Raw genomic sequence first — 18,068 nt, 5'->3', positions numbered from 1 at the left:
GGTCGGCGGGGCGCAGCGCGGGCAGGTCGGCCTGCAGCGCGCCGACGGTGGTGTCGGGGTCGTCGGCGAGCAGGACGTCCGCGCCGAACCGCAGGGCCGCGTTGAGACCCGGCAGCCCGCGCTCGTCGACGCACTCCGCCCCGGTCGCGGCGACCGCCTCGGTCACCCGCTCGTCCTCGCAGACGACCAGGACTCGGCGCACGCCGGGGGCCGCGACGGCGGCGGTGAGGGTGTCGACGAGCAGGGCGAGTACGAGTTCGCGGTGACCGGCCGGACCACCCGGCACCGTGCCGCGCAGCCGCGATTTCGCCCGGTCGAGGTGCTTCACCGGGACCACGAGGTCCACCACAACCGCAGATCCTGCCGGCTCGCCCGATGGCACCCCGTCTGGACCGGAGGCCGGGTCGCCAGGGAGACTCACGGGCCACGGCAGCAGCAGGAGGAGGACGAACGTTGGGCAAGCGCGAGAAGGGCGGGTTCTGGGTCGGTGCGGCCGCCGCCGCTTTCTACCCGATGACCTGGTTGGGCAAGCGCACCTACGTGGGCGGCGAGAAGCTGCCGCGCACCGGGGCCGCGCTGCTCGTGATGAACCACGTCTCGCACCTCGACCCGCCCAACGACGCTGTCTTCGTGCACCGCAACAAGCGGGTTCCGCGGTTCATGGCCAAGGACAGCCTGTTCAAGGTGCCGATCTTCGGCCGCATCCTCAAGGGCTCCGGCGGCATCCCCGTCTACCGTGGGTCCTCCGAGGCCAAGGACAGCCTGCGGGCCGCGCATGATGCGCTCAAGGAGGGCAAGGTCGTGGTGATCTACCCCGAAGGCACCATCAGCAAGGACCCGACGGGGTGGCCGATGCGGGCCCGCACCGGGGTGGCGCGGCTCGCACTGGAGAACGACGTGCCCGTGCTGCCCGCCGCGCGCTGGGGCACCAACGACATCTGGGACGGCTACACCAAGAAGTTCCGGCCGCTGCCGCGCAAGCACGTGCGCACCGTCGTCGGCGACCCGGTCGACCTGTCGGCCTACCGCGGCAAGCCGATCACCAACCAGGTGCTTCGCGAAGTCACCGACCTGCTGATGACTCAAGTCCGCGACCTGCTGGCCGAGATCCGCGAGGAGCAGCCGCCCGCGGAGTTCTTCCGCCCCGGCGCCAAGCGCGACGAGACCGCGAGCTGACATGGCCGCGATCACCGTTCTGGGCGCCGGATCTTGGGGCACCACCTTCGCGAAGGTGATGGCCGACAGTGGCCGCGAAGTCACATTGTGGGCTCGCCGGAGTTCGGTGTCGGAGGCCATCGAGCACCACCGGGAGAACGCCGAGTACCTGCCCGGTGTCCGGCTCCCGGACACCCTGAGGTCCACTTCGGACCCACGGGTGGCGCTCGACGGCGCGCACACGGTCGTGCTCGCCGTCCCGAGCCAGAGCCTGCGGCACAACCTGGCCGCGTGGTCGTCGCTGCTGCCGCCGGACGCGACCCTGGTGAGCCTGGCCAAGGGCGTGGAACTGGGCACGCTCAAGCGGATGAGCGAGGTCGTCGCCGACATCACCGGTGTCGCCGACGACCGGATCGCCGTGGTGTCCGGGCCGAACCTCGCGGTTGAGATCGCGCAGGAGCAGCCCACCGCGTCGGTCATCGCCTGCCGCGACCACGACCGCGCGGTCGCGCTGCAGGAGCTGTGCACCAACAGCTACTTCCGGCCGTACACGATCACCGACGTCGTCGGCTGCGAGATCGGCGGCGCCTGCAAGAACGTCATCGCCCTGTCCTGCGGCATGGCGACCGGTCTCGGCTTCGGCGCGAACACCCTGGCCACACTGATCACCCGCGGCCTCGCGGAGACCGCCCGCCTCGGCGCGGCGCTCGGCGCGGACCCCCTGACCTTCTCCGGGCTGGCCGGGCTGGGCGACCTGGTCGCCACCTGCTCCTCGCCGCTGTCGCGCAACCGCACGTTCGGCGCGCGCCTGGGCAAGGGCGAGACCGTCGCGCAGGCCCAGGCCGCCGCGCAGGGCCAGGTCGCCGAAGGCGTGAAGTCCTGCTCGTCGATCCGCGAACTCGCGCAGCGGCACGGGGTCGAGATGCCGATCACCGAGATCGTGCACCGGGTCTGCCATGACGGTTTCGACCCGCGCGAGATGGCGGGCGAGCTGCTCGGCCGCAAGACGAAGCCGGAGCGATGACCCTCGGCGACGGCACCCGCTGCGTGCACGCGGGACTTCCGGCTGCCGAGCCGGGCGCTCCGGTTGGGCCGCAGCCGGTGCTCGCCTCCCAGTTCCACCTGGGTGGCGCGCACTCCTACGGCCGGGCCGAAAACCCGACTTGGGACGCGCTGGAGACGGCGATCGGCGACCTCGACGGCGGCACCTGCGTCGTGTTCGCCTCCGGCATGGCGGCGACGACATCCCTGCTGCGCACGGTGCTTCGCGCGGGGGACACGGTCGTGCTCCCCTCGGACGGCTACTACCTGACCCGGACCTACGTCCGCGACAACCTCGCCGCGCTGGGGCTGACCGTCCGCGAACTGCCGACCGGCATGGTGTGGACGGCCGACATGGTCGAGGGCGCCCGCCTGGTGATCGTCGAGACGCCGTCGAACCCGCGCCTGGACGTGTGCGACGTCGCCGCGGTGGCGGACCACGCCCACGCGGCGGGCGCGCTCATGGCGGTCGACAACACCACGGCCACCCCACTGGGCCAACGCCCGCTGTCGCTGGGCGCGGATGTGGTCTTCGCCAGCGACACCAAGGCGCTCTCCGGCCACAGCGATGTCGTGCTCGGCCACATCAGCGCCACGGACCCGGACCTCGCGGCCCGGCTCCGCTCGGAGCGCACCGGAAGCGGAAGCGTCCCCGGCCCGTTCGAGGTGTGGCTGGCCCACCGGGGTTTGGGAACCCTCGACCTGCGCCTGGCCCGCCAAGCCGAGAACGCCGCGGCCGTCTACGAGGCCCTCCGCGAACACCCGCGGGTACGCGGGATCCGCTGGCCCGGTTCCGAACACGACCCGGCCCACGAGATCGCTTCCCGGCAGATGCGTCGCTTCGGCGGAGTGGTCACCTTCGAACTGGAGTCAGCGGAGGCAGCGGAGTCCTTCGTGGCCGCCACCACCCTGGTCTCCGCCGCCACCAGCTTCGGCGGCCTGCACTCCACCGCCGACCGCCGAGCCCGCTGGGGCGACCCCGTCCCCGAAGGCCTGCTCCGCTTCTCCTGCGGCTGCGAGGACTCCGCCGACCTGGTCGCCGACCTCCTCACCGCCCTAGCCAATCCGCGAGTCCCCACTTCCCGACAGTGAGTTCCCCGTTCACGACAGTGAGTTCGCATTTCAGGCACGCAACTCCGGTGGATCGCTCGGGAGCGACCCGTCGTGGTGCGGCCTGAAATGCGAACTCACTGTCGTGAACGGGGAACTCACTGTCGGGAAGTGGGGACTCGCGGATTGGCTAGGGCGGTCAGGCGGGCAAGGTCATGGCCATGACGGCTTCGGTGGTGGGCTGCTTGGAGCCGCCCGCGGGTTCCACAGTGACGCCGATGGCGATGGCGTCGCCGATGCCGGAGGCGTCGAGCAAGCGGGCCTTGCCGCCTTCATCCGGGGTGAGCAGCCCGATGGAGCGCTTCTCGCCGCCGATGAGCCACACCTGATACGTCTTCCCCGCGGGGGCCGCCGGGACCTTGTCGGCCAGCAGCATCACCTGGCCACGTTCCCGCGACACCACAACAGTGCCGCTGAGCCCCGCGGGCGTCGACCCGCTGACCACACGGGCATCCGAAGCGGACAGCAGCTCCGACATCGCTGCCACCTGCTGCCGACCCGCGTCGAGGTCCTGCCGGGTCTGCGCCAGCGCAACCCCGAGCGCCACCGACACCACCAGCAGCGCGGCGGCCGCCATGCCCAGGATCCGCGTCGACCACCGCTTGCGTCGCACCGCGAGCTCGTCGCCGACCGGCGGAAACTGCCGCACGTCCCTGATGCGGGCCATGACCTGGGCCTTCATCGCGGCGGGCGGGTGGATCGCCGCGGCCTCACCGAGGCGGGTCGCCGTCGCCTCCAGCTCGCGCACTTCCTCGGCGCACGACTCGCACTCGGCAAGGTGCCGTTCGAAGTCCGCGCGTTCGGTCTCGGTGACCGCGTTGAGGACGTAGGCGCCGGTCAACGCGTGGATGTCCGGGGTCATCGGGCCACCCCCAAGCAGTCGCGCAGACGGATGAGTCCGTCTCGTAGACGAGTCTTGACCGTGCCGAGCGGCGTGTCGAGCAGTTCCGACACTTCCTTGTATGTGAGCCCGCGGTAGTACGCGAGTTCGACCGATTCGCGCTGCAGATCGGTGAGCGAGGCCAGGCAGCGGCGGACCTGTTCGTACTCCAGCCGGGTGCTCACCTGCTCGGCGACCTCGTCGAAGGGCCGCGCGGTCTCGCGGCGGAACGCCTTGTCCTCACGGTCGGTCGCCGACTGCGCCGAGCGGACGCGGTCGACGGCGCGGCGATGGGCCAGGGTCATGACCCAGGTCATCGCGCTGCCCCGGTCGGGGGTGAATCTGGCGGCGGTCCGCCACAGCTCAAGCATCACTTCCTGGGTCACCTCCTCCGACTGCGCCGGATCTCGAACAATGCGTCGCACCAGCCCGAACACGGGCGCTGAGACAAGGTCGTAGAGCGCGTCGAACGCCTGCTCGTCGCCCCGTGCGACCCGCTGCAGCAACGCACCCGCGTCCGGGGGCAGCTCCGCGTCGGGCACGCTCCCCGTGATCCGCCGAACCCGGTCGGCCATGGCCACCCGCTCTCATCCGTCCAACCCGACATCTCGCATTCGGCGCCCAGCGCGGTTCGGATGGGTGTTCTCAGCACTTGGGCGCCTTTGACGGCCGGCCGTTCCCATGGTTCCCTATCCCCATGCTTCTTCGCGCCATGACCGACCGGCGGGGTCACATCGACCTCTGTCGTGTCGCGGGCGCGCTCTGTCTCTGTCGGTGATCCAGCCCGCCCTGCGACCTGATCCGGTCGTGTCGTGCTCGTGCATCCCGAGAAGAGACTTCAAGATGTTCGCCGTTCCCCCGAACACCATCGCCCTTGGCGGTACCCCGGCTCTCGCGCACCCGGCGCTGATCGCCCGCGAGTACGCGCTGGACCGCGACCGCTGGCGTGACCTGCTCAGCTACGACCCGGACGAGCGCTTCACCGCGCTCATCGACCGCGCCGACGGCCAGGAGGTCTGGCTGATGTCGTGGCTGCCGGGCCAGGGCACCGACCTGCACGACCACGGCACCGTGGCGGGCGCGTTCACCGTCGTGTCCGGCATTCTGACCGAACGGGTGGCCCGCGGCGGCGCCCGGCCCGCCGAGGTGCTGCACCCGGTGACCGTCGGCCAGACCCGTGTGTTCGGCCCCGGTTACGTCCACCAGGTCACCAACGCCGGGACCGACCCCGCGGTGAGCATCCACGTCTACCGCGAGGGCCGGCCGCCCATGGGCCACTACCGGCTCGACCCGTTCACCGGCCCGCAGCCCGTGTGACCGTGAACATGTGGCAGCCGTAGGCGATATTGCGGCTGTGCACCCAGGCCACCTCCGGGTCATCGAGCTGCTTGGCGATCTCGCTTTCCGGGTCCTGTCCGTCGTGGACGGTCGTCGACGGGTGGATCCAGCCCCGGCTGTCGTAGGCGCGCAGCACCTGCGGCTTGCCGAGCCAGTCGGACGGGTACCGGTCGGTCGCGGCCGGACCGTCGCACTCGGTCGGGTGCGCGAACACCGCACCCTTCTCTCGATAAGGACTGTCCGCGGGCAGGGGCGGCTCGTAGTTGAACAAGATCAGCTTTTCACCCGCGACGGCATTGCGCAGGCAGCACCGCAGCGGTTCGCCGCCGCCCGCGACCCACGGCTGCGCCGGTTCCGAGCGGACCTCGGCGAGGACGGCGGCGGGAATGGCGTGGAATTCGAACGTCATGCGCCCAGCCTGTCCGCCGCCGCGCGCCCGAGCCGGCGGCTATCGGACCTCGCGCGCGACCACGTGCTCGGGCGCCGCGACCCCCTCGGGCAGCAGCTCGCACGGCTCCGGCTCGCCCCAAACCTGGTGCAGCGGAAGCACACCCGCCCACACCCGGTTCGCCGCGAGGTCGTCATCGTCGTCGTTCGGCCCGCCCGCCCGCACCTTGACCGCCGCCTCGGTGAGGTCGATCGCGAGCACGGAGGTCTGCGCCAGCTCCTTGGTGTTGGGTACGCGCGCGTAGTCCCACGAACCGGGCGCGGCATGTTCGGTCACGACGTTGAGCGCGTGGCACTTCGCGTCCGGGTCGGTGACCGCGGTCGCGGTGGCGTGCACGACAGCGGACCGGTAATTCATCGAGTGGTTGAACACCGACCGCGAATAGACGATGCCGTCGACCAGGGTCACCGCGACGCACACCTCTATCCCCGCGCCCGCGGTTCGCAGGCTCAGGGCGCCGGTCGAGCCGTGCACATAGAGCGTGTCGCCGTCGCGGCCGTAGGCGGTCGGCAGCACCAGCGGGGCGCCTTCGATGATCGTGGACAGGTGGCAGACCAGGCCGGAGTCGAGGATCGAGTGCAGGACCGCGCGGTCGGCGACGGCGCGCTTCTTGCCCCGGCGGACGGTGCTGCGGCTGGTCGGGGAGAGCGGTGTCTGGGTCACCCAGCTAGCATGCCGGAGTAGAGTGGCCTCTCAATAGGGCCACAGCTGAGCAATTCCAGGAGTCCACTTATGGCCGAGAGTCCAGCGCTGCCGGTCACCCTCGACCGCGAGTCGACCACCCCGCTCGCGGTTCAGCTCGCCGAGGAACTGCGGGCCGCGGCGGGCGACGGCAGGCTCCGCAGCGGCGACCGGCTGCCCTCGACCCGGGCGCTGGCCGCGCAACTCGACGTCAGCCGCACGGTCACGGCCGCCGCCTACGAGCAGTTGCACGCCGAGGGCTGGATCGCGGGCCGCCACGGCTCCGGCACCTACATCACCACCGAGCCACCCGGATCGCTGCGTGCCAAGCCGCGCCGACCCCGCTCGGACTTCATCGCCGCCGACGCCGTCGACCTCACCCCCGGATCGCCCTGGGCGGGCGGCATCGACCGCTCCGCGTGGCGGCGGGCCTGGCGTGGCGCGGCGGACATCGCCCCGCTGTCGCGCCCGCAGCGGGCAGGCCTGCCCGCGTACCGGGCCGTTGTCGCCGAGCACTTGCTGCGCCACCGGGGGCTGCGGGTGAGCGGCGAGTTCGACGACGGCGGCGAAGGAGAGTCCGTCCTCGCCACCGGCGGCACGACGGCCGCGGTGGGCGAGCTGGCCGCGGCCGTGCTGCGCCGGGGCGACACCGTCGCCGTCGAGGAACCCGGTTACCAGCGGGCCGTCCACACCCTGCGCACCGCGGGGCTGCGGGTCGTCCCCGCCTATGTCGACGCCGACGGGCTGCTCCTCGACGCGCTGCCCGCGGCCACCAAGATGATCTACTGCTCGCCCGCCCACCAGTACCCGCTGGGCCGCCGGATGTCCGCGGGCAGGCGGGTCGAGCTGGTCGAACGCGCCCGCCGCGAGGGCTGGCTGGTGATCGAGGACGACTACGACGGCGAACTGCGCTACGACGTCGCCCCGCTGCCCCTGCTGGCCGCACTCGCCCCGGACGTCGTGGTGCACCTGGGCACCACCAGCAAGATCCTCACCCCGACGCTCGGGACCGGCTGGATGGTCGCGCCGCCGTCCGTCGTCACCGCCGTCCTCGAACACCGCGACCAGTGCGGAACCAGCCCGGCCGCCGCCGGCCAGCTCGTGCTCGTCGAACTCGCGCGCAACGGCGACTTGGGCAGGCACCTGCGCAAACTCCGCCGCGAGCTCTCGGAGCGCCGGGCGCTGCTCGTCGACGCCTTGGCGGCGGCGGACATCCCGATGATCGGCGACGACGCGGGCGCGCACCTGGTCGTCCCGCTCGACTCCGCCGAGGCCGAGCACGCCCTGATCGAAGAAGGCCTGCGCCGGGGTCTGCTGCTCGACGGACTCGCCCGCCACCACAGTGGCCGGGCGAGCTGGTTCGGCATCGCCCTCGGGTACGCGGCGTGTTCGCGAGACCAGCTGCAGGACGCGATCCCGGTGCTGGTGGAACTCTTCACGAGGTCGATCGGGTCCGCCGTTAGCCCATCCGGGTAGGGTCGGGACCCATGTCCAGCTCAAAGATCCGAGTCGCCGTCGTGTTCGGCGGACGCAGCACCGAGCACACGATTTCCTGTGTGTCCGCGGCGGGCGCGCTCGCCAATCTCGACCCGGAGCGCTTCGAGGTCCTGCCCGTCGGGATCACCCGCGAGGGCGCCTGGGTGCTGGGGCCGTCGGACCCCGCGGCACTGCGCATCCAGGGCCGGGCGCTGCCCTCCGTGGAGGCGGGCACTGAGCTGACGCTGCCCGCCGACCCGACCTCGGGCCGCCTGGTGGTGCTGGAGAAGGGTCGCGAGGGCGAGGTGCTCTCCGCGGTGGACGTCGTCTTCCCGATGCTGCACGGCGCTTACGGCGAGGACGGGACCATCCAGGGCCTGCTCGAGATGGTCGGCCTGCCCTACGTCGGGCCGGGCGTGCTCGCCAGTGCCGTGGCGATGGACAAGGGCTACACCAAGAAGCTGCTGATCGCCGAGGGCCTGCCCGTCGGCCCGTATGTCGAACTGCGCCGCGGGCAGACCACGCTCGACGCCGCCGAGCGCGAGCGCCTGGGGCTGCCGGTGTTCGTCAAGCCGTCGCGCGCCGGGTCGTCGACCGGCATCAGCCGCGTCACCGAGTGGGACCAGCTCGAGGCGGCGATCGCGCACGCGCGCGAAATCGACCCGAAGGTCTTGATCGAGGCCGCCATTGTCGGCCGCGAGGTCGAGTGCGGCGTCCTGGAGTTCCCGGACGGCCGGGTCGAGGCGTCCCAGCCCGCGGAGGTGCGGCTGGTCGACGGGATCGACTGGTACGACTTCGACTCCAAGTACCTCGACGACGTCTGTGAGCTCGACATCCCGGCCAAGCTCCCCGACGACGTCAGCGAACGCCTGCGTGCCATGGCGGTCGAGGCGTTCCACGCGCTCGACTGCCAGGGCCTGGCCCGGGTCGACTTCTTCGTCGGCGAGGACGGCACGCTGACGATCAACGAGATCAACACCATGCCCGGCTTCACGCCGACCTCGGCCTACCCGAAGATGTGGGAGGTCACCGGCGTGGACTACCCGACGCTGCTGTCCACCCTCATCGACACCGCGATCGCCCGTGGAACCGGTCTGCGCTAAGGCTTGACGGGCTGCGCCGGGAGCGTGGCACCCACCACTTCGGACACTGTCTGCAGCGGGCCGGTGCCCACGCCCTCGGGCAGCGTCAACGCGATGTGCACGGGCCGATCGACGACGAACCAGGTGGAGCTGCCAGTGCCCACGATCGGCAGCCACTTCACGCCGGAGACCTCACGCAGCGCGGAGGTCGGGGTCAGCTCGGCCGGTTTGGGCAGCCCACAGCGCAACACGACGGGTGGGGCGATCCGGTCGCCCCAGGCGACGGCGCCCTGCGGGGCCGGGTCGGCCAGCGGCAGCTTCGACAGCGTCGTCCCAGCGCTGACAAGCGACGCGGGCAGGGCTTTGAGGACAGCCGCGCAGTGCGTCGACCCCGAGTCGGGGGCGTCGACGGGAACCAGCCCCACCGGCCCGGTCTTGGGCGTGGCGGCGGTCGTCGGCGCCGGAGCCGCGGTGTCGGACGGCAGGAACCGGCTCGCGATCACCACCCCCGCGGCCAGCAGGCCCACAAGGACCACGGCGGCGATGACGGCGGCGCGAGGCGGCCCGGTCAGGGGCTGGTCACTCACCGGCCCACTAGACCACGGGTCAGAGGTGGACGACCGGGCAGGTCAGCGTGCGAGTGATCCCGTCCACATTCTGGATGCGGGCGACGACCAACTGGCCCAGGAGGTCGACATTGTCGGCTTCGGCCCGGACTATGACGTCGTACGGTCCGGTGACATCCTCGGCGGTGGTGACCCCGGAGATCTCGGCGATCTCAGCGGCGACCGCCGCCGCCTTGCCGACTTCGGTCTGGATCAGGATGTAAGCGTGGACCACGGCGCGCCCCTTCGCGGCTAGGAGTCCCCAAGATGTAGGAACGTGTTCAGCAACGTACCCCAGTTCAGGATTTGTTGGTGGATCCGAACATCGGTGATCGGAGGAAGTCGTGCGACCGGATTCGACCCAGGGCCAGGAAACCGTGGCCGATGTGGGTGAGTTCGGTCTCATCCGCCGGATCACCGAGAACCGCAAACAGGGCACCCCGACCCTCCTCGGCCCCGGCGACGACGCCGCCGTGGTCGCCGCCGTCGACGGCAGAGTCGTGGCGAGCACGGATGTCTTGGTCGAGGGAGTGCACTTCCGCTTCGACTGGTCGCCGCCGGACCAGGTGGGCCGCAAGGCGATCGCGGTGAACCTCGCCGACATCGCCGCCATGGGCGCGGTCCCCACGGGGGTGCTGGTCGGCCTGGCGTGTCCGTCGACCACACTGGTCTCGGTGATCGACGAGCTGTCGGCGGGCATGTGGCACGAGGCCTCGCGGGCCCGCATCGGCATCATCGGCGGCGACATGGCCAACTCCGACACCATGGTGATCTCGGTCACCGCCCTCGGTGACCTGGAAGGCCGAATGCCCGTCACCCGCGGCGGCGCCATGCCAGGAGACATCGTCGCGGTAGCAGGCCGCCTCGGCTGGAGCGCGGCGGGTCTCGCGGTGCTGGGCCGAGGTTTCCGCTCCCCAGTCACCGTCGTCGGCGCCCACCGCGCCCCGGAACCCCCGTACGCGGCGGGCCCTCAGGCGGCGGACTGCGGAGCCACCGCGATGATCGACGTGTCCGACGGCCTCCTCGCCGACCTCGGCCACATCGGCGTGGCGTCCAATGTGGCCATCGATGTGCGCACCGACCTGATCGAGGTCCACCAGCGCCTGATCGACGTAGCCCAGGCACTCGGCGCGGACCCGCGCCACTGGGTCCTCACCGGCGGCGAAGACCACGCCCTGGCCGCCACATTCCCGGACCCAGGCGCGATCCCGGAGGGCTGGCGCGCGATCGGGACGGTCACCCGGGGCTCTGGCGTGACTGTCGACGGGTCCGCGTATGAGGGCGCCGCGGGCTGGCAGCACTGGCGTTAGCTGGCCTCGACTGATGGCGGCTTGCACGTGGTCGCGGGAACGCGTGACTCGCGGCGGCAAATGCAGCCGTCGCTTGTTCGAGATGTCCGGCCATGCGGTGCGCTCAGCCTTCGGTCGGCAGCGTCCGCCGAGATGCCTTCGCCAGGCACAGTTCGCAGGGCATACCGGAGAAATCCGGAAGAAGATCGGCGGTGCCTGCCGCGATCCGCATGCCGCACCACGCCGTGAGGTGCTCTGGAACGGAGTCTGGCGCTGAGACCAGATGAACCCCGCGCCGCCGCTCACCGATCCCAGGCCCAGGGCGAAGGCGGACCAGCAAGATCGGCTGCGTCATCCCGTCCTCCTGAGGGGGGAGCGGTTGGCCGTCCACGAGTCGGCGAGTCGCCGAAGGTGGGCGTTGTCCCACCACTCGTCCGGCGGGGCGGGAATCGCGTCGACGAGGGGCTGGGGTGTTTCGTGCACGAGTTTGCCGGCGAGATCGTCGTGAAGGATGAGGTACCGGCGAACGTCGACACAGAATCCGCGCATGACGGCGATGTACCGGTCACCTTTGACCCAGCGGAAGGTGAAGCCGTGTCTGAACGCGCGCGAACAGGGCTTATCGCCGCGATAAGGATTGGTTAGACCTAGAATTTCCACGTCTCGAACGTAACCGGTAGCCGCATGATTGTGTGCGGTTCAGTCGCGCACTCGAATAATCAGAACTCGTTTGCGATACGCCGCAGAAGATTGGCGGCTCTGGTGCCTCTGAGTGCTCGGTCAAGAAAATGATTCAGTATGTTGATGTGATAGCTGACGTCACGTGGATCGCGCAGCATGACGCTGCCGGAAAACAGTTCGACGAGCACGAACCGTTCGTCATAGACGGTGAAGCTGTTGAGCGGTCCACAGTTGATCTCTGCCGTGTTCGGAATCATCGCGATGGTTACGTTTGGCAGTTCCGTCAAATCTGCCATGTGGTGACATTGTGCAGCCATGATCGCAGCGTTCGCCCGGCGCCACCGGGCCGTCTGTTCGGTCATCACGAAAACGAACTCGCGCGAGTGGTCGTAGATCGCTCGCTGTCTGCGGATTCTCGCGTCGACCGCGCGCTCGACGTTGCGGGCAGGTCTGCCACGGATTACGGGTGTGAGGATTGCCGTCGCGTAGTCGCGCGTCTGCAGCATGCCGGAAGGTACGGCGGGCACGAAATAGCGTACGAGTGAGGACGAGTCCACTAAGGCGGCGAGTTCGTCTTGACCTCTCCATAACCCCTTCTCGGCGAGCGCACGCACGGATCGGTAGTGCACGTTCGCCACTCTTGCCAGATCTAAGAACGGTTTTGCCGCGTCATCGGCGACGCCCAGGGCGGTCAGGATGCGCTGAACGTCGGATATCGACGGAAGAATCTTGCCGCATTCGATTCGACTGATTTTGGATTGCGACATCGCGCAGCGGGTGGCGAGGCGCTCGCCGGACAGGCCGGATGCCCTCCGTAGGTCGCGGAGGGCCTCGGCGAGGTCTTTTCGCTCTTGTTTCTGTCGCTCAGGATCGAACATAGTCCTCGAATGGCACGGCGTGTTCCAGGGCGGTCTTCTGCCAGGTTCGGTAGATGTCCAAATCCGGGTTCTTCACTATCTCCCTATCGATCAGGGTGCCGTCCGGTCGGAAGTTCAAGTGGAGGACCGTAGCGTCGTCGAACAACCAGAAATCCTGATCGGGCAGGTCGAGGCTGAGGCCAGTGATGTCGAGGATCCGAATGTCCTCGCCGGATGCGATGTTGTTCGGGATTCCCCGATGGAACTGGTAACGCACGTAGTCGTTGAGTGGGCGACGGATCACTCGGACTCGGCCCATCGACTTGCCGGATGAGGTCTTCGCGCGAACCAGTTTGTGCCACCAGCCGTCGGGGTGCTCCAGTCGCAGCTTTCCCTCGCGGAAGAGGCGAAAGTTCTCGGCCTCGTCCGGCATCGTGTAGACGGGTTGGGTCTCGAATCGCCAAGCGGATCGTTCGAAGTCCTCGAACAGATGCGCGCCGACCTTAGGCAAGTTCACGGATAGCCTCCCGAACCACGCTGATCGGCAGTTCCACGGCGAGTTCACCTTCGCCTAGGCGTAGCCCATGGGCAACTGTCACGGCATCACCTTGGACGACCAACGTGTTCCGGTCGCTCAAGTACACCGTGGGACAGTCGTCCTCCTCGCAGGCGCCTGAGATCTTCCGGAGGTTCATCACGGGCTGTGTCGTCATGGTTACGTTTCTAGCATCTTGGGGTGACAGACCTCGCGTTCAGTCGCGCACTCGCATAAACGACAATCGGCCCGTGCGCATCGAAGCCCGGCCCTACGACCACCCCCACTCCCAGCTGCTCATCGACGAGGTCCAGCAGGAGTACGTGGTCCGCTACGGCACCCCCGACGAGACCCCGGTCGACCCCGCCGAGTTCCTCCCGCCCAAGGGCCGCTTCTTCGTCGGCTATGTCGACGACCGCCCCCTCGTCACCGGCGCCTGGCGCGACCACGGTGACGGCACCGCCGAGATCAAGCGCATGTACGTCTCCCCGGACGGACGCGGCAAAGGGCTCGCCCGCCGGATGCTCGCCGAGATCGAGCGCACCGTGGCCGAGTCAGGCATTCACAAGCTGATCCTGGAGACCGGCCTGATGCAGCCCGAGGCCGTGGCGCTCTACCAGTCCTCCGGCTACACCCCCATTCCCGCGTTCGGCTTCTACGCCGGGCACGAGCTGTCCGTCCACCTCGGCAAGGAGATCGCGTGCCCGTCTACGCCCTCGGTGACCTGACCCCGTCCATCCACCCCGACGCCTACGTCCACCCGGACGCCACGGTCATCGGCAACGTGACCCTGCACGCGGGGGCTTCCGTGTGGCCGCAGGCCGTCCTGCGCGGTGACGCGGGGGAGATCGTCGTGGGGGAGCGGACCAGTGTGCAGGACGGGACGGTTGTGCACTGCACCCCGTTCCACCCCGCCATCATCGGCGCGGACTGCGTGATCGGGCACAACGTCCACATCGAGGGCGCCACGGTCGGCGACCGCTGCATGATCGCGTCGGGTTCGGTGCTGCTCAACGGTTCCGTGGTCGAGGAGGGCTCCATCCTGGGGGCCGGTGCGGTGATGTCGTTCAACGGTTTCATCCCCGCGCGGTCGATGGCGCTGGGTGTTCCGGCGAAGGTGCGCGAGGGCCACGTGGTGCCCGAGGACCTGACTTCCGGCATCGTGGAGATCTACCTGCAGCACGCCAAGACCTACCGGGCGGGGCTGCGCAGGCTCGACTGAGTAAGGTTTTCCGGCGTGGCACGACCGCTGACTGAGATAGTCGAAGCCGGGTGGGCGACGGCCTTGGCCCCCGCCGCCGACAAGATCGCCGAGATGGGTGAGTTCCTGCGCGCGGAGATCGCCGCCGGGCGCCGATACCTGCCCGCCGGGGAGAACGTTCTCCGGGCCTTCCAACAGCCTTTCGCCGACGTGCGGGTGCTGGTGGTCGGCCAGGACCCGTACCCGACGCCGGGGCACGCGGTGGGCCTGTCGTTCTCGGTGGCGCCGGACGTCCGGCCGATCCCGAAGAGCCTGGTCAACATCTACAAGGAGTACTGCGAGGACCTCGGCCACCCGCCGCCGTCCACCGGCGACCTCACGCCGTGGGCCGAGAACGGTGTCCTGCTCCTCAACCGCGCGCTGACGGTGGAGCCGGGCAAGGCGAACTCGCATCAGGGCAAGGGCTGGGAGCAGGTGACCGAGCAGGCCATCCGGGCGCTGGCCGCCCGTGGCGGTCCGCTGGTGGCGATCCTGTGGGGCCGCAACGCCCGCAACCTCAGGCCGATACTCGACCCGGTGCCCTGCATCGAGTCCCCGCACCCGAGTCCGCTCTCCGCGCACGCGGGGTTCTTCGGCTCCAAGCCGTTCAGCCGGGCGAACGCGCTGTTGGTCGAGCAGGGCGCCGAGCCCATCGACTGGAAGCTGCCCTGACCCACCGACATCGACTGGAAGTTGTCTTCGCCAACGATCCCGCGGTTCCTTGTCGGCCGTTAGGGAAACGGATAGGGCGACCGGGTGAACGAATCCACGGCGGACTGCGCATCCGAGTAGCACGGCCAGGCAAGGGTGTGACGTTCGTTCTGTTCGCCCAAGATCGTCAGTAGCGTCGCTGGTGTGCTGGGGCGACGCGATCTTCTTTTGGTTGCATCGGGTTCCGCTGTGTCGATGTTCGGCACCGCCATCACGCTCATCGTCCTTCTGTTGCACGTCAAGGATGTGGGCTCCTACGCGGTCGTCGCGGTTCTGATCGCCGAGTTCGTCCCGGTGACACTCGGCGCGCCGCTCGCCGGGCTGCTCGTGGACCGGCTGCCCAACCGCAGGCTCATGATCGTCGGGCAACTGGTCCAGGCGGGCGCCGTGTTCGGGGTCGTGTCCGTGTTGGACCGGCTGCCGCTGGTGCTGCTCATGCTCGTGCTGCTCGGCTGCGGGACCGCCGTGGTCAATCCGGCCGCCGCCGCGCTGGTCCCGGTGATCTGTGGTGAACGGGACTCCACTCGCGGCTACGCCGTGGTGGCCACCGGCCGCACGCTCGGGATGCTCGGCGGGTCGGCCGCGGGCGGGCTGCTGGTGGCCGCGCTGGGCACCCGGGACGCGCTGTACCTCGACGCCGCCACCTACCTCGTGCAGGCGTGCCTGCTCGGCTTCGTCCGGGCCGAGCGCGACCCGCGGGGGACGCGCACCCGGCGCAGGCGGGGTGCGGCGATGGCGGGGGCGCGGCACGTCGCGGCGGACCCGGTGCTGCGGGTCGCCCAGGTCAGCCTGGCGCTGGCGATGGCGGGGGTGATGGTCGCCGACGTCGCCAACGTCTTCTACGTCATCGACGTCCTCCACGGCGGCGCCGCGACCCTGGGGATCCTGCACGCCGCGTGGATGATCGGCGTCTTCATCGGCGTGCGCCTGGCCGGGCGGGTGCACGCCGAGCGGGTGCTGCTCACCGGTCTCGGGTTGTCCTGCTGCACGGCGGGCGCCGCGATGCTGGTGCCCGCGCTGCTGCCGTTCGCGGCCCCGGTGGCGGCGGGGTACCTGCTCGGCGGCGCCGCCAACGGGGTGCATAACGTGTGCAACCAGGGGTTGGTGCGCTCACGGACGCCACAGGAACTGCGCGGGCGGGTCTTCGCCGCGGCGCAGGCGATCCTCATCGGGTCGAACGTGCTGGGCACCGTGCTCGGCGGCGCCGTGGTCGCGCTCGTCGGGGCGCGGTGGTCGTTCGCCATCGCGGGTGCGGCCTCGCTGCTCGGCGGGTTGGCCGCCTTGCGCGCACTGTGCGCCGTGGGCATGACAAAACCGGCGTCGGTGACCTGAGTCGCCGACGCCGGTTCCGACGACAAGTTGCGGCAGCGTCAGCCGCGCACGACCTTGCCCGCCTTGAGGCAGGAGGTGCACACGTTCAGGCGCTTGCGCTGAGAAATGCCCAGCTTGGCGTGCACGGTCTGGATGTTCGGGTTCCAACGACGGTTGGTACGCCGATGGGAGTGCGAGACCGACTTGCCGAAGCCTGGCCCCTTGCCACAGACGTCGCACACGGCAGCCACGTCGAACTCCTTCAGGTTGCGGTGCCCATAAACGGATCTGTACATGGGCGCACATACGAGGGCCCCAGGGGCCCGGGCAGTCAGCACAGCGTAACGGGTGCCGGTGTGGTGTTCCAAACCGGGGCGGGACCAGGTCGCTACGCTGCCCGGATACCGGCGGATTTGGGAGGCTGAGTGCTGCAGGCACTGGACGCGGGCGAGGTGCGTCGCTGGGCGGCGGCCTGCGTGCAGTCGATGGACGCCCACCGCGAGGCGATCGACCGGATCAACGTCTACCCGGTCGCCGACGGCGACACCGGCTCCAACCTGCTCAACACGCTGCGCGCGGCCCTTGAAGCGCTGCTGCGCGCGCCGGTCAAGGAGCGGTCGGACGCGGGCGGCGCGTTAGCCGTGCTGGCCAGGGGCGCGCTCGCGGGCGCGCGGGGCAACTCCGGGGTGATCATCTCCCAGGTGCTTCGCGGAATCGCCGAAACGGTTCGTGACCAGCGCGAAGTCGGTGGACCCGAATTGCGTGCGGCGCTGAAGCGGGGGGCCGAGCTGGCCACCGCCGCGGTGTCCAAGCCTGTGCCCGGCACCATGCTCAGCGTGCTCGACGCCGCCGCCTGGGCCATCGGACCTGACGGCCTGCACGACGTGGCCGTCGCCGCCGCGATCGCCGCCGCGGAGGCCTTGGACCGCACCCCCGACCAGCTGGCCGTGCTCGCCGAGGCCGGTGTCGTCGACGCGGGCGGCCGCGGGGTCGTGGTCGTCCTCGACGCGCTCGTCGCGGTGATCGGCGGCAAGCCGCCCGAGTTGGCCGCCGCCGCCCGGGTCACCGCCGACGCCCCGATCGCCCCAAGGCGAGCGGAGAACCCGCTGGTCGCGGCCCGGGAGGCCGGATCGGACCTCTACGCCTACGAGGTCATGTACCTGCTGGAGAACGCCACCGAGGTCGAGAGCCTCCGCGATGCCCTCGACGGCCTGGGTGACTGCGTGTCCGTCGTCGGCGACGGCTCGGACCTGTGGACCGTCCACGTGCACTGCAACGACGTCGGCGCCGCCATCGAGGCCGGGATCGACGTCGGACGGCCGCGCAAGATCCGGGTCGCGCGATTCGCCGACGCGGTCTCCGGCGAGCGGAGCCGGTACACGAAGGACCGGGCCGTGGTGGCGGCCGTGCGCGGTGACGACCTGGCCGAGCTGTTCCTGTCAGAGGGCGTTGCGGTGCTGCGGGTCGGAGACGCGGACGAGCCCACGCCTTACGAGCTCCTGCAGGTCATCACGGGCACCGGGGCGGGTCACGTGACCGTGCTGCCGGGGGACGTCGGGCTCATGGAGATCGCCGACGAGGCCGCGATCCGTGCCGTCGCCGCCGGCCAGGATGTCGTAGTGGTGCCC

At 70.0% G+C, this 18,068-nt stretch carries 22 protein-coding genes and 1 pseudogene; 13 read left to right on the top strand and 10 right to left on the bottom strand.

Features of this window, described 5'->3' with window-relative positions:
• A pseudogene (locus tag ACRDSQ_RS23045) lies at nucleotides 1-346 on the bottom strand (2-phospho-L-lactate guanylyltransferase); the annotation flags it as partial.
• A gap of 107 nt (nucleotides 347-453) precedes the next feature.
• Between ACRDSQ_RS23045 and ACRDSQ_RS23040 the strand changes: the two are divergent.
• From ACRDSQ_RS23040 to ACRDSQ_RS23030, 3 genes are read left to right on the top strand one after another with little or no spacing between them, the layout of a single operon-like run.
• The gene (locus ACRDSQ_RS23040) at nucleotides 454-1,176 is read left to right on the top strand and encodes a lysophospholipid acyltransferase family protein (protein WP_431423947.1); all 723 of its coding nucleotides are present in this window, start codon (nucleotides 454-456) and stop codon (nucleotides 1,174-1,176) included.
• A 1-nt stretch (nucleotide 1,177) separates the two neighbouring features.
• Nucleotides 1,178-2,179 (top strand): NAD(P)H-dependent glycerol-3-phosphate dehydrogenase, encoded by a 1,002-nt coding sequence (locus ACRDSQ_RS23035; protein ID WP_431423946.1) that lies wholly within the window; start codon nucleotides 1,178-1,180, stop codon nucleotides 2,177-2,179.
• Nucleotides 2,176-3,288, top strand: a complete 1,113-nt coding sequence (locus ACRDSQ_RS23030) for a cystathionine gamma-lyase (protein ID WP_431423944.1) — start codon at nucleotides 2,176-2,178, stop codon at nucleotides 3,286-3,288. The genes ACRDSQ_RS23035 and ACRDSQ_RS23030 overlap by 4 nt, the downstream gene beginning before the upstream one ends.
• 157 nt (nucleotides 3,289-3,445) lie before the next feature.
• Here ACRDSQ_RS23030 and ACRDSQ_RS23025 read toward each other — a convergent pair whose 3' ends face one another.
• A complete protein-coding gene (locus ACRDSQ_RS23025) occupies nucleotides 3,446-4,168 on the bottom strand; it encodes an anti-sigma factor (RefSeq protein ID WP_431423943.1) in 723 nt (240 codons plus the stop codon).
• On the bottom strand, nucleotides 4,165-4,761 hold the full coding sequence (locus tag ACRDSQ_RS23020; RefSeq protein ID WP_431423949.1) for a sigma-70 family RNA polymerase sigma factor: 597 nt from the start codon (nucleotides 4,759-4,761) through the stop codon (nucleotides 4,165-4,167). The genes ACRDSQ_RS23025 and ACRDSQ_RS23020 overlap by 4 nt, the downstream gene beginning before the upstream one ends.
• A gap of 268 nt (nucleotides 4,762-5,029) precedes the next feature.
• Here ACRDSQ_RS23020 and ACRDSQ_RS23015 point away from each other — a divergent pair, with 268 nt between their 5' ends.
• Entirely contained in the window at nucleotides 5,030-5,503 is a 474-nt protein-coding gene (locus ACRDSQ_RS23015) for a cysteine dioxygenase (RefSeq protein ID WP_431423942.1), read from the top strand.
• Here ACRDSQ_RS23015 and ACRDSQ_RS23010 read toward each other — a convergent pair.
• Nucleotides 5,481-5,933 carry a DUF1203 domain-containing protein gene (locus ACRDSQ_RS23010; RefSeq protein WP_431423941.1) on the bottom strand — a complete coding sequence of 151 codons (453 nt, stop codon included), beginning with the start codon at nucleotides 5,931-5,933 and terminating at the stop codon, nucleotides 5,481-5,483. The genes ACRDSQ_RS23015 and ACRDSQ_RS23010 overlap by 23 nt on opposite strands.
• A gap of 39 nt (nucleotides 5,934-5,972) precedes the next feature.
• The gene (locus tag ACRDSQ_RS23005) at nucleotides 5,973-6,635 is read right to left on the bottom strand and encodes a pyridoxamine 5'-phosphate oxidase family protein (protein WP_431423940.1); all 663 of its coding nucleotides are present in this window, start codon (nucleotides 6,633-6,635) and stop codon (nucleotides 5,973-5,975) included.
• 69 nt (nucleotides 6,636-6,704) lie between these two features.
• Here ACRDSQ_RS23005 and ACRDSQ_RS23000 point away from each other — a divergent pair, with 69 nt between their 5' ends.
• Nucleotides 6,705-8,129 (top strand): PLP-dependent aminotransferase family protein, encoded by a 1,425-nt coding sequence (locus tag ACRDSQ_RS23000; RefSeq protein ID WP_431423939.1) that lies wholly within the window; start codon nucleotides 6,705-6,707, stop codon nucleotides 8,127-8,129.
• Between the two features lie 11 nt (nucleotides 8,130-8,140).
• Nucleotides 8,141-9,232, top strand: coding sequence for a D-alanine--D-alanine ligase family protein (locus tag ACRDSQ_RS22995; RefSeq protein WP_431423938.1), 1,092 nt, complete (start codon nucleotides 8,141-8,143; stop codon nucleotides 9,230-9,232).
• Here ACRDSQ_RS22995 and ACRDSQ_RS22990 read toward each other — a convergent pair.
• Nucleotides 9,229-9,798, bottom strand: a complete 570-nt coding sequence (locus ACRDSQ_RS22990; protein ID WP_431423937.1) for a DUF3515 domain-containing protein — start codon at nucleotides 9,796-9,798, stop codon at nucleotides 9,229-9,231. The genes ACRDSQ_RS22995 and ACRDSQ_RS22990 overlap by 4 nt on opposite strands.
• A gap of 19 nt (nucleotides 9,799-9,817) precedes the next feature.
• Complete coding sequence (locus ACRDSQ_RS22985) at nucleotides 9,818-10,051, bottom strand: Lrp/AsnC ligand binding domain-containing protein (protein ID WP_187221312.1); 234 nt, start codon at nucleotides 10,049-10,051, stop codon at nucleotides 9,818-9,820.
• A 109-nt stretch (nucleotides 10,052-10,160) separates the two neighbouring features.
• On the opposite strand from ACRDSQ_RS22985, the gene ACRDSQ_RS22980 reads away from it, so the two are divergent.
• Both ACRDSQ_RS22980 and ACRDSQ_RS22975 read left to right on the top strand, forming a co-directional pair.
• Nucleotides 10,161-11,126, top strand: a complete 966-nt coding sequence (locus tag ACRDSQ_RS22980) for a thiamine-phosphate kinase (RefSeq protein ID WP_431423936.1) — start codon at nucleotides 10,161-10,163, stop codon at nucleotides 11,124-11,126.
• Nucleotides 11,127-11,582: 456 nt separating this feature from the next.
• Nucleotides 11,583-11,750 carry a hypothetical protein gene (locus ACRDSQ_RS22975; protein WP_431423935.1) on the top strand — a complete coding sequence of 56 codons (168 nt, stop codon included), beginning with the start codon at nucleotides 11,583-11,585 and terminating at the stop codon, nucleotides 11,748-11,750.
• A 74-nt stretch (nucleotides 11,751-11,824) separates the two neighbouring features.
• On the opposite strand, the gene ACRDSQ_RS22970 is transcribed toward ACRDSQ_RS22975, so the two are convergent.
• Entirely contained in the window at nucleotides 11,825-12,664 is an 840-nt protein-coding gene (locus ACRDSQ_RS22970) for a helix-turn-helix domain-containing protein (protein ID WP_431423934.1), read from the bottom strand.
• A complete protein-coding gene (locus ACRDSQ_RS22965; RefSeq protein ID WP_431423933.1) occupies nucleotides 12,651-13,208 on the bottom strand; it encodes a DUF6879 family protein in 558 nt (185 codons plus the stop codon). The genes ACRDSQ_RS22970 and ACRDSQ_RS22965 overlap by 14 nt, the downstream gene beginning before the upstream one ends.
• A 221-nt stretch (nucleotides 13,209-13,429) precedes the next feature.
• Between ACRDSQ_RS22965 and ACRDSQ_RS22960 the strand changes: the two genes are divergently transcribed.
• From ACRDSQ_RS22960 to ACRDSQ_RS22945, 4 genes are all read left to right on the top strand, one after another.
• Nucleotides 13,430-13,906, top strand: coding sequence for a GNAT family N-acetyltransferase (locus ACRDSQ_RS22960; protein ID WP_431423932.1), 477 nt, complete (start codon nucleotides 13,430-13,432; stop codon nucleotides 13,904-13,906).
• Nucleotides 13,879-14,400, top strand: a complete 522-nt coding sequence (locus tag ACRDSQ_RS22955) for a gamma carbonic anhydrase family protein (protein WP_431423930.1) — start codon at nucleotides 13,879-13,881, stop codon at nucleotides 14,398-14,400. The genes ACRDSQ_RS22960 and ACRDSQ_RS22955 overlap by 28 nt, the downstream gene beginning before the upstream one ends.
• A 15-nt stretch (nucleotides 14,401-14,415) precedes the next feature.
• Nucleotides 14,416-15,090 carry a uracil-DNA glycosylase gene (locus ACRDSQ_RS22950; protein WP_431423929.1) on the top strand — a complete coding sequence of 225 codons (675 nt, stop codon included), beginning with the start codon at nucleotides 14,416-14,418 and terminating at the stop codon, nucleotides 15,088-15,090.
• Between the two features lie 183 nt (nucleotides 15,091-15,273).
• On the top strand, nucleotides 15,274-16,461 hold the full coding sequence (locus tag ACRDSQ_RS22945) for an MFS transporter (protein ID WP_431423928.1): 1,188 nt from the start codon (nucleotides 15,274-15,276) through the stop codon (nucleotides 16,459-16,461).
• A 38-nt stretch (nucleotides 16,462-16,499) separates the two neighbouring features.
• On the opposite strand, the gene rpmB is transcribed toward ACRDSQ_RS22945, so the two are convergent.
• Complete coding sequence (gene rpmB, locus ACRDSQ_RS22940; protein WP_054294989.1) at nucleotides 16,500-16,691, bottom strand: 50S ribosomal protein L28; 192 nt, start codon at nucleotides 16,689-16,691, stop codon at nucleotides 16,500-16,502.
• Nucleotides 16,692-16,865: 174 nt separating this feature from the next.
• On the opposite strand from rpmB, the gene ACRDSQ_RS22935 reads away from it, so the two are divergent.
• A partial coding sequence (locus tag ACRDSQ_RS22935) for a DAK2 domain-containing protein (protein WP_431423927.1) occupies nucleotides 16,866-18,068 on the top strand: 1,203 nt, incomplete at its 3' end.

Origin of the sequence: Actinokineospora sp. (assembly GCF_050699995.1) — a bacterium.
Taxonomy (GTDB): Bacteria; Actinomycetota; Actinomycetes; order Mycobacteriales; family Pseudonocardiaceae; genus Actinokineospora.
The sequence above is the reverse complement of the archived record's forward strand: the minus strand, read 5'-3'. Positions and strand labels throughout refer to the sequence as shown.

Coding starts and splice junctions, on each gene's coding strand:
- ACRDSQ_RS23015 (WP_431423942.1), top strand. CDS start 5,030: ATGTTCGCCGTTCCCCCGAACACCATCGCCCTTGGCGGTACCCCGGCT.
- ACRDSQ_RS22995 (WP_431423938.1), top strand. CDS start 8,141: ATGTCCAGCTCAAAGATCCGAGTCGCCGTCGTGTTCGGCGGACGCAGC.
- ACRDSQ_RS23030 (WP_431423944.1), top strand. CDS start 2,176: ATGACCCTCGGCGACGGCACCCGCTGCGTGCACGCGGGACTTCCGGCT.
- ACRDSQ_RS23010 (WP_431423941.1), bottom strand. CDS start 5,933: ATGACGTTCGAATTCCACGCCATTCCCGCCGCCGTCCTCGCCGAGGTC.
- ACRDSQ_RS22970 (WP_431423934.1), bottom strand. CDS start 12,664: ATGTTCGATCCTGAGCGACAGAAACAAGAGCGAAAAGACCTCGCCGAG.
- ACRDSQ_RS23035 (WP_431423946.1), top strand. CDS start 1,178: ATGGCCGCGATCACCGTTCTGGGCGCCGGATCTTGGGGCACCACCTTC.
- ACRDSQ_RS23000 (WP_431423939.1), top strand. CDS start 6,705: ATGGCCGAGAGTCCAGCGCTGCCGGTCACCCTCGACCGCGAGTCGACC.
- ACRDSQ_RS23025 (WP_431423943.1), bottom strand. CDS start 4,168: ATGACCCCGGACATCCACGCGTTGACCGGCGCCTACGTCCTCAACGCG.
- ACRDSQ_RS23020 (WP_431423949.1), bottom strand. CDS start 4,761: ATGGCCGACCGGGTTCGGCGGATCACGGGGAGCGTGCCCGACGCGGAG.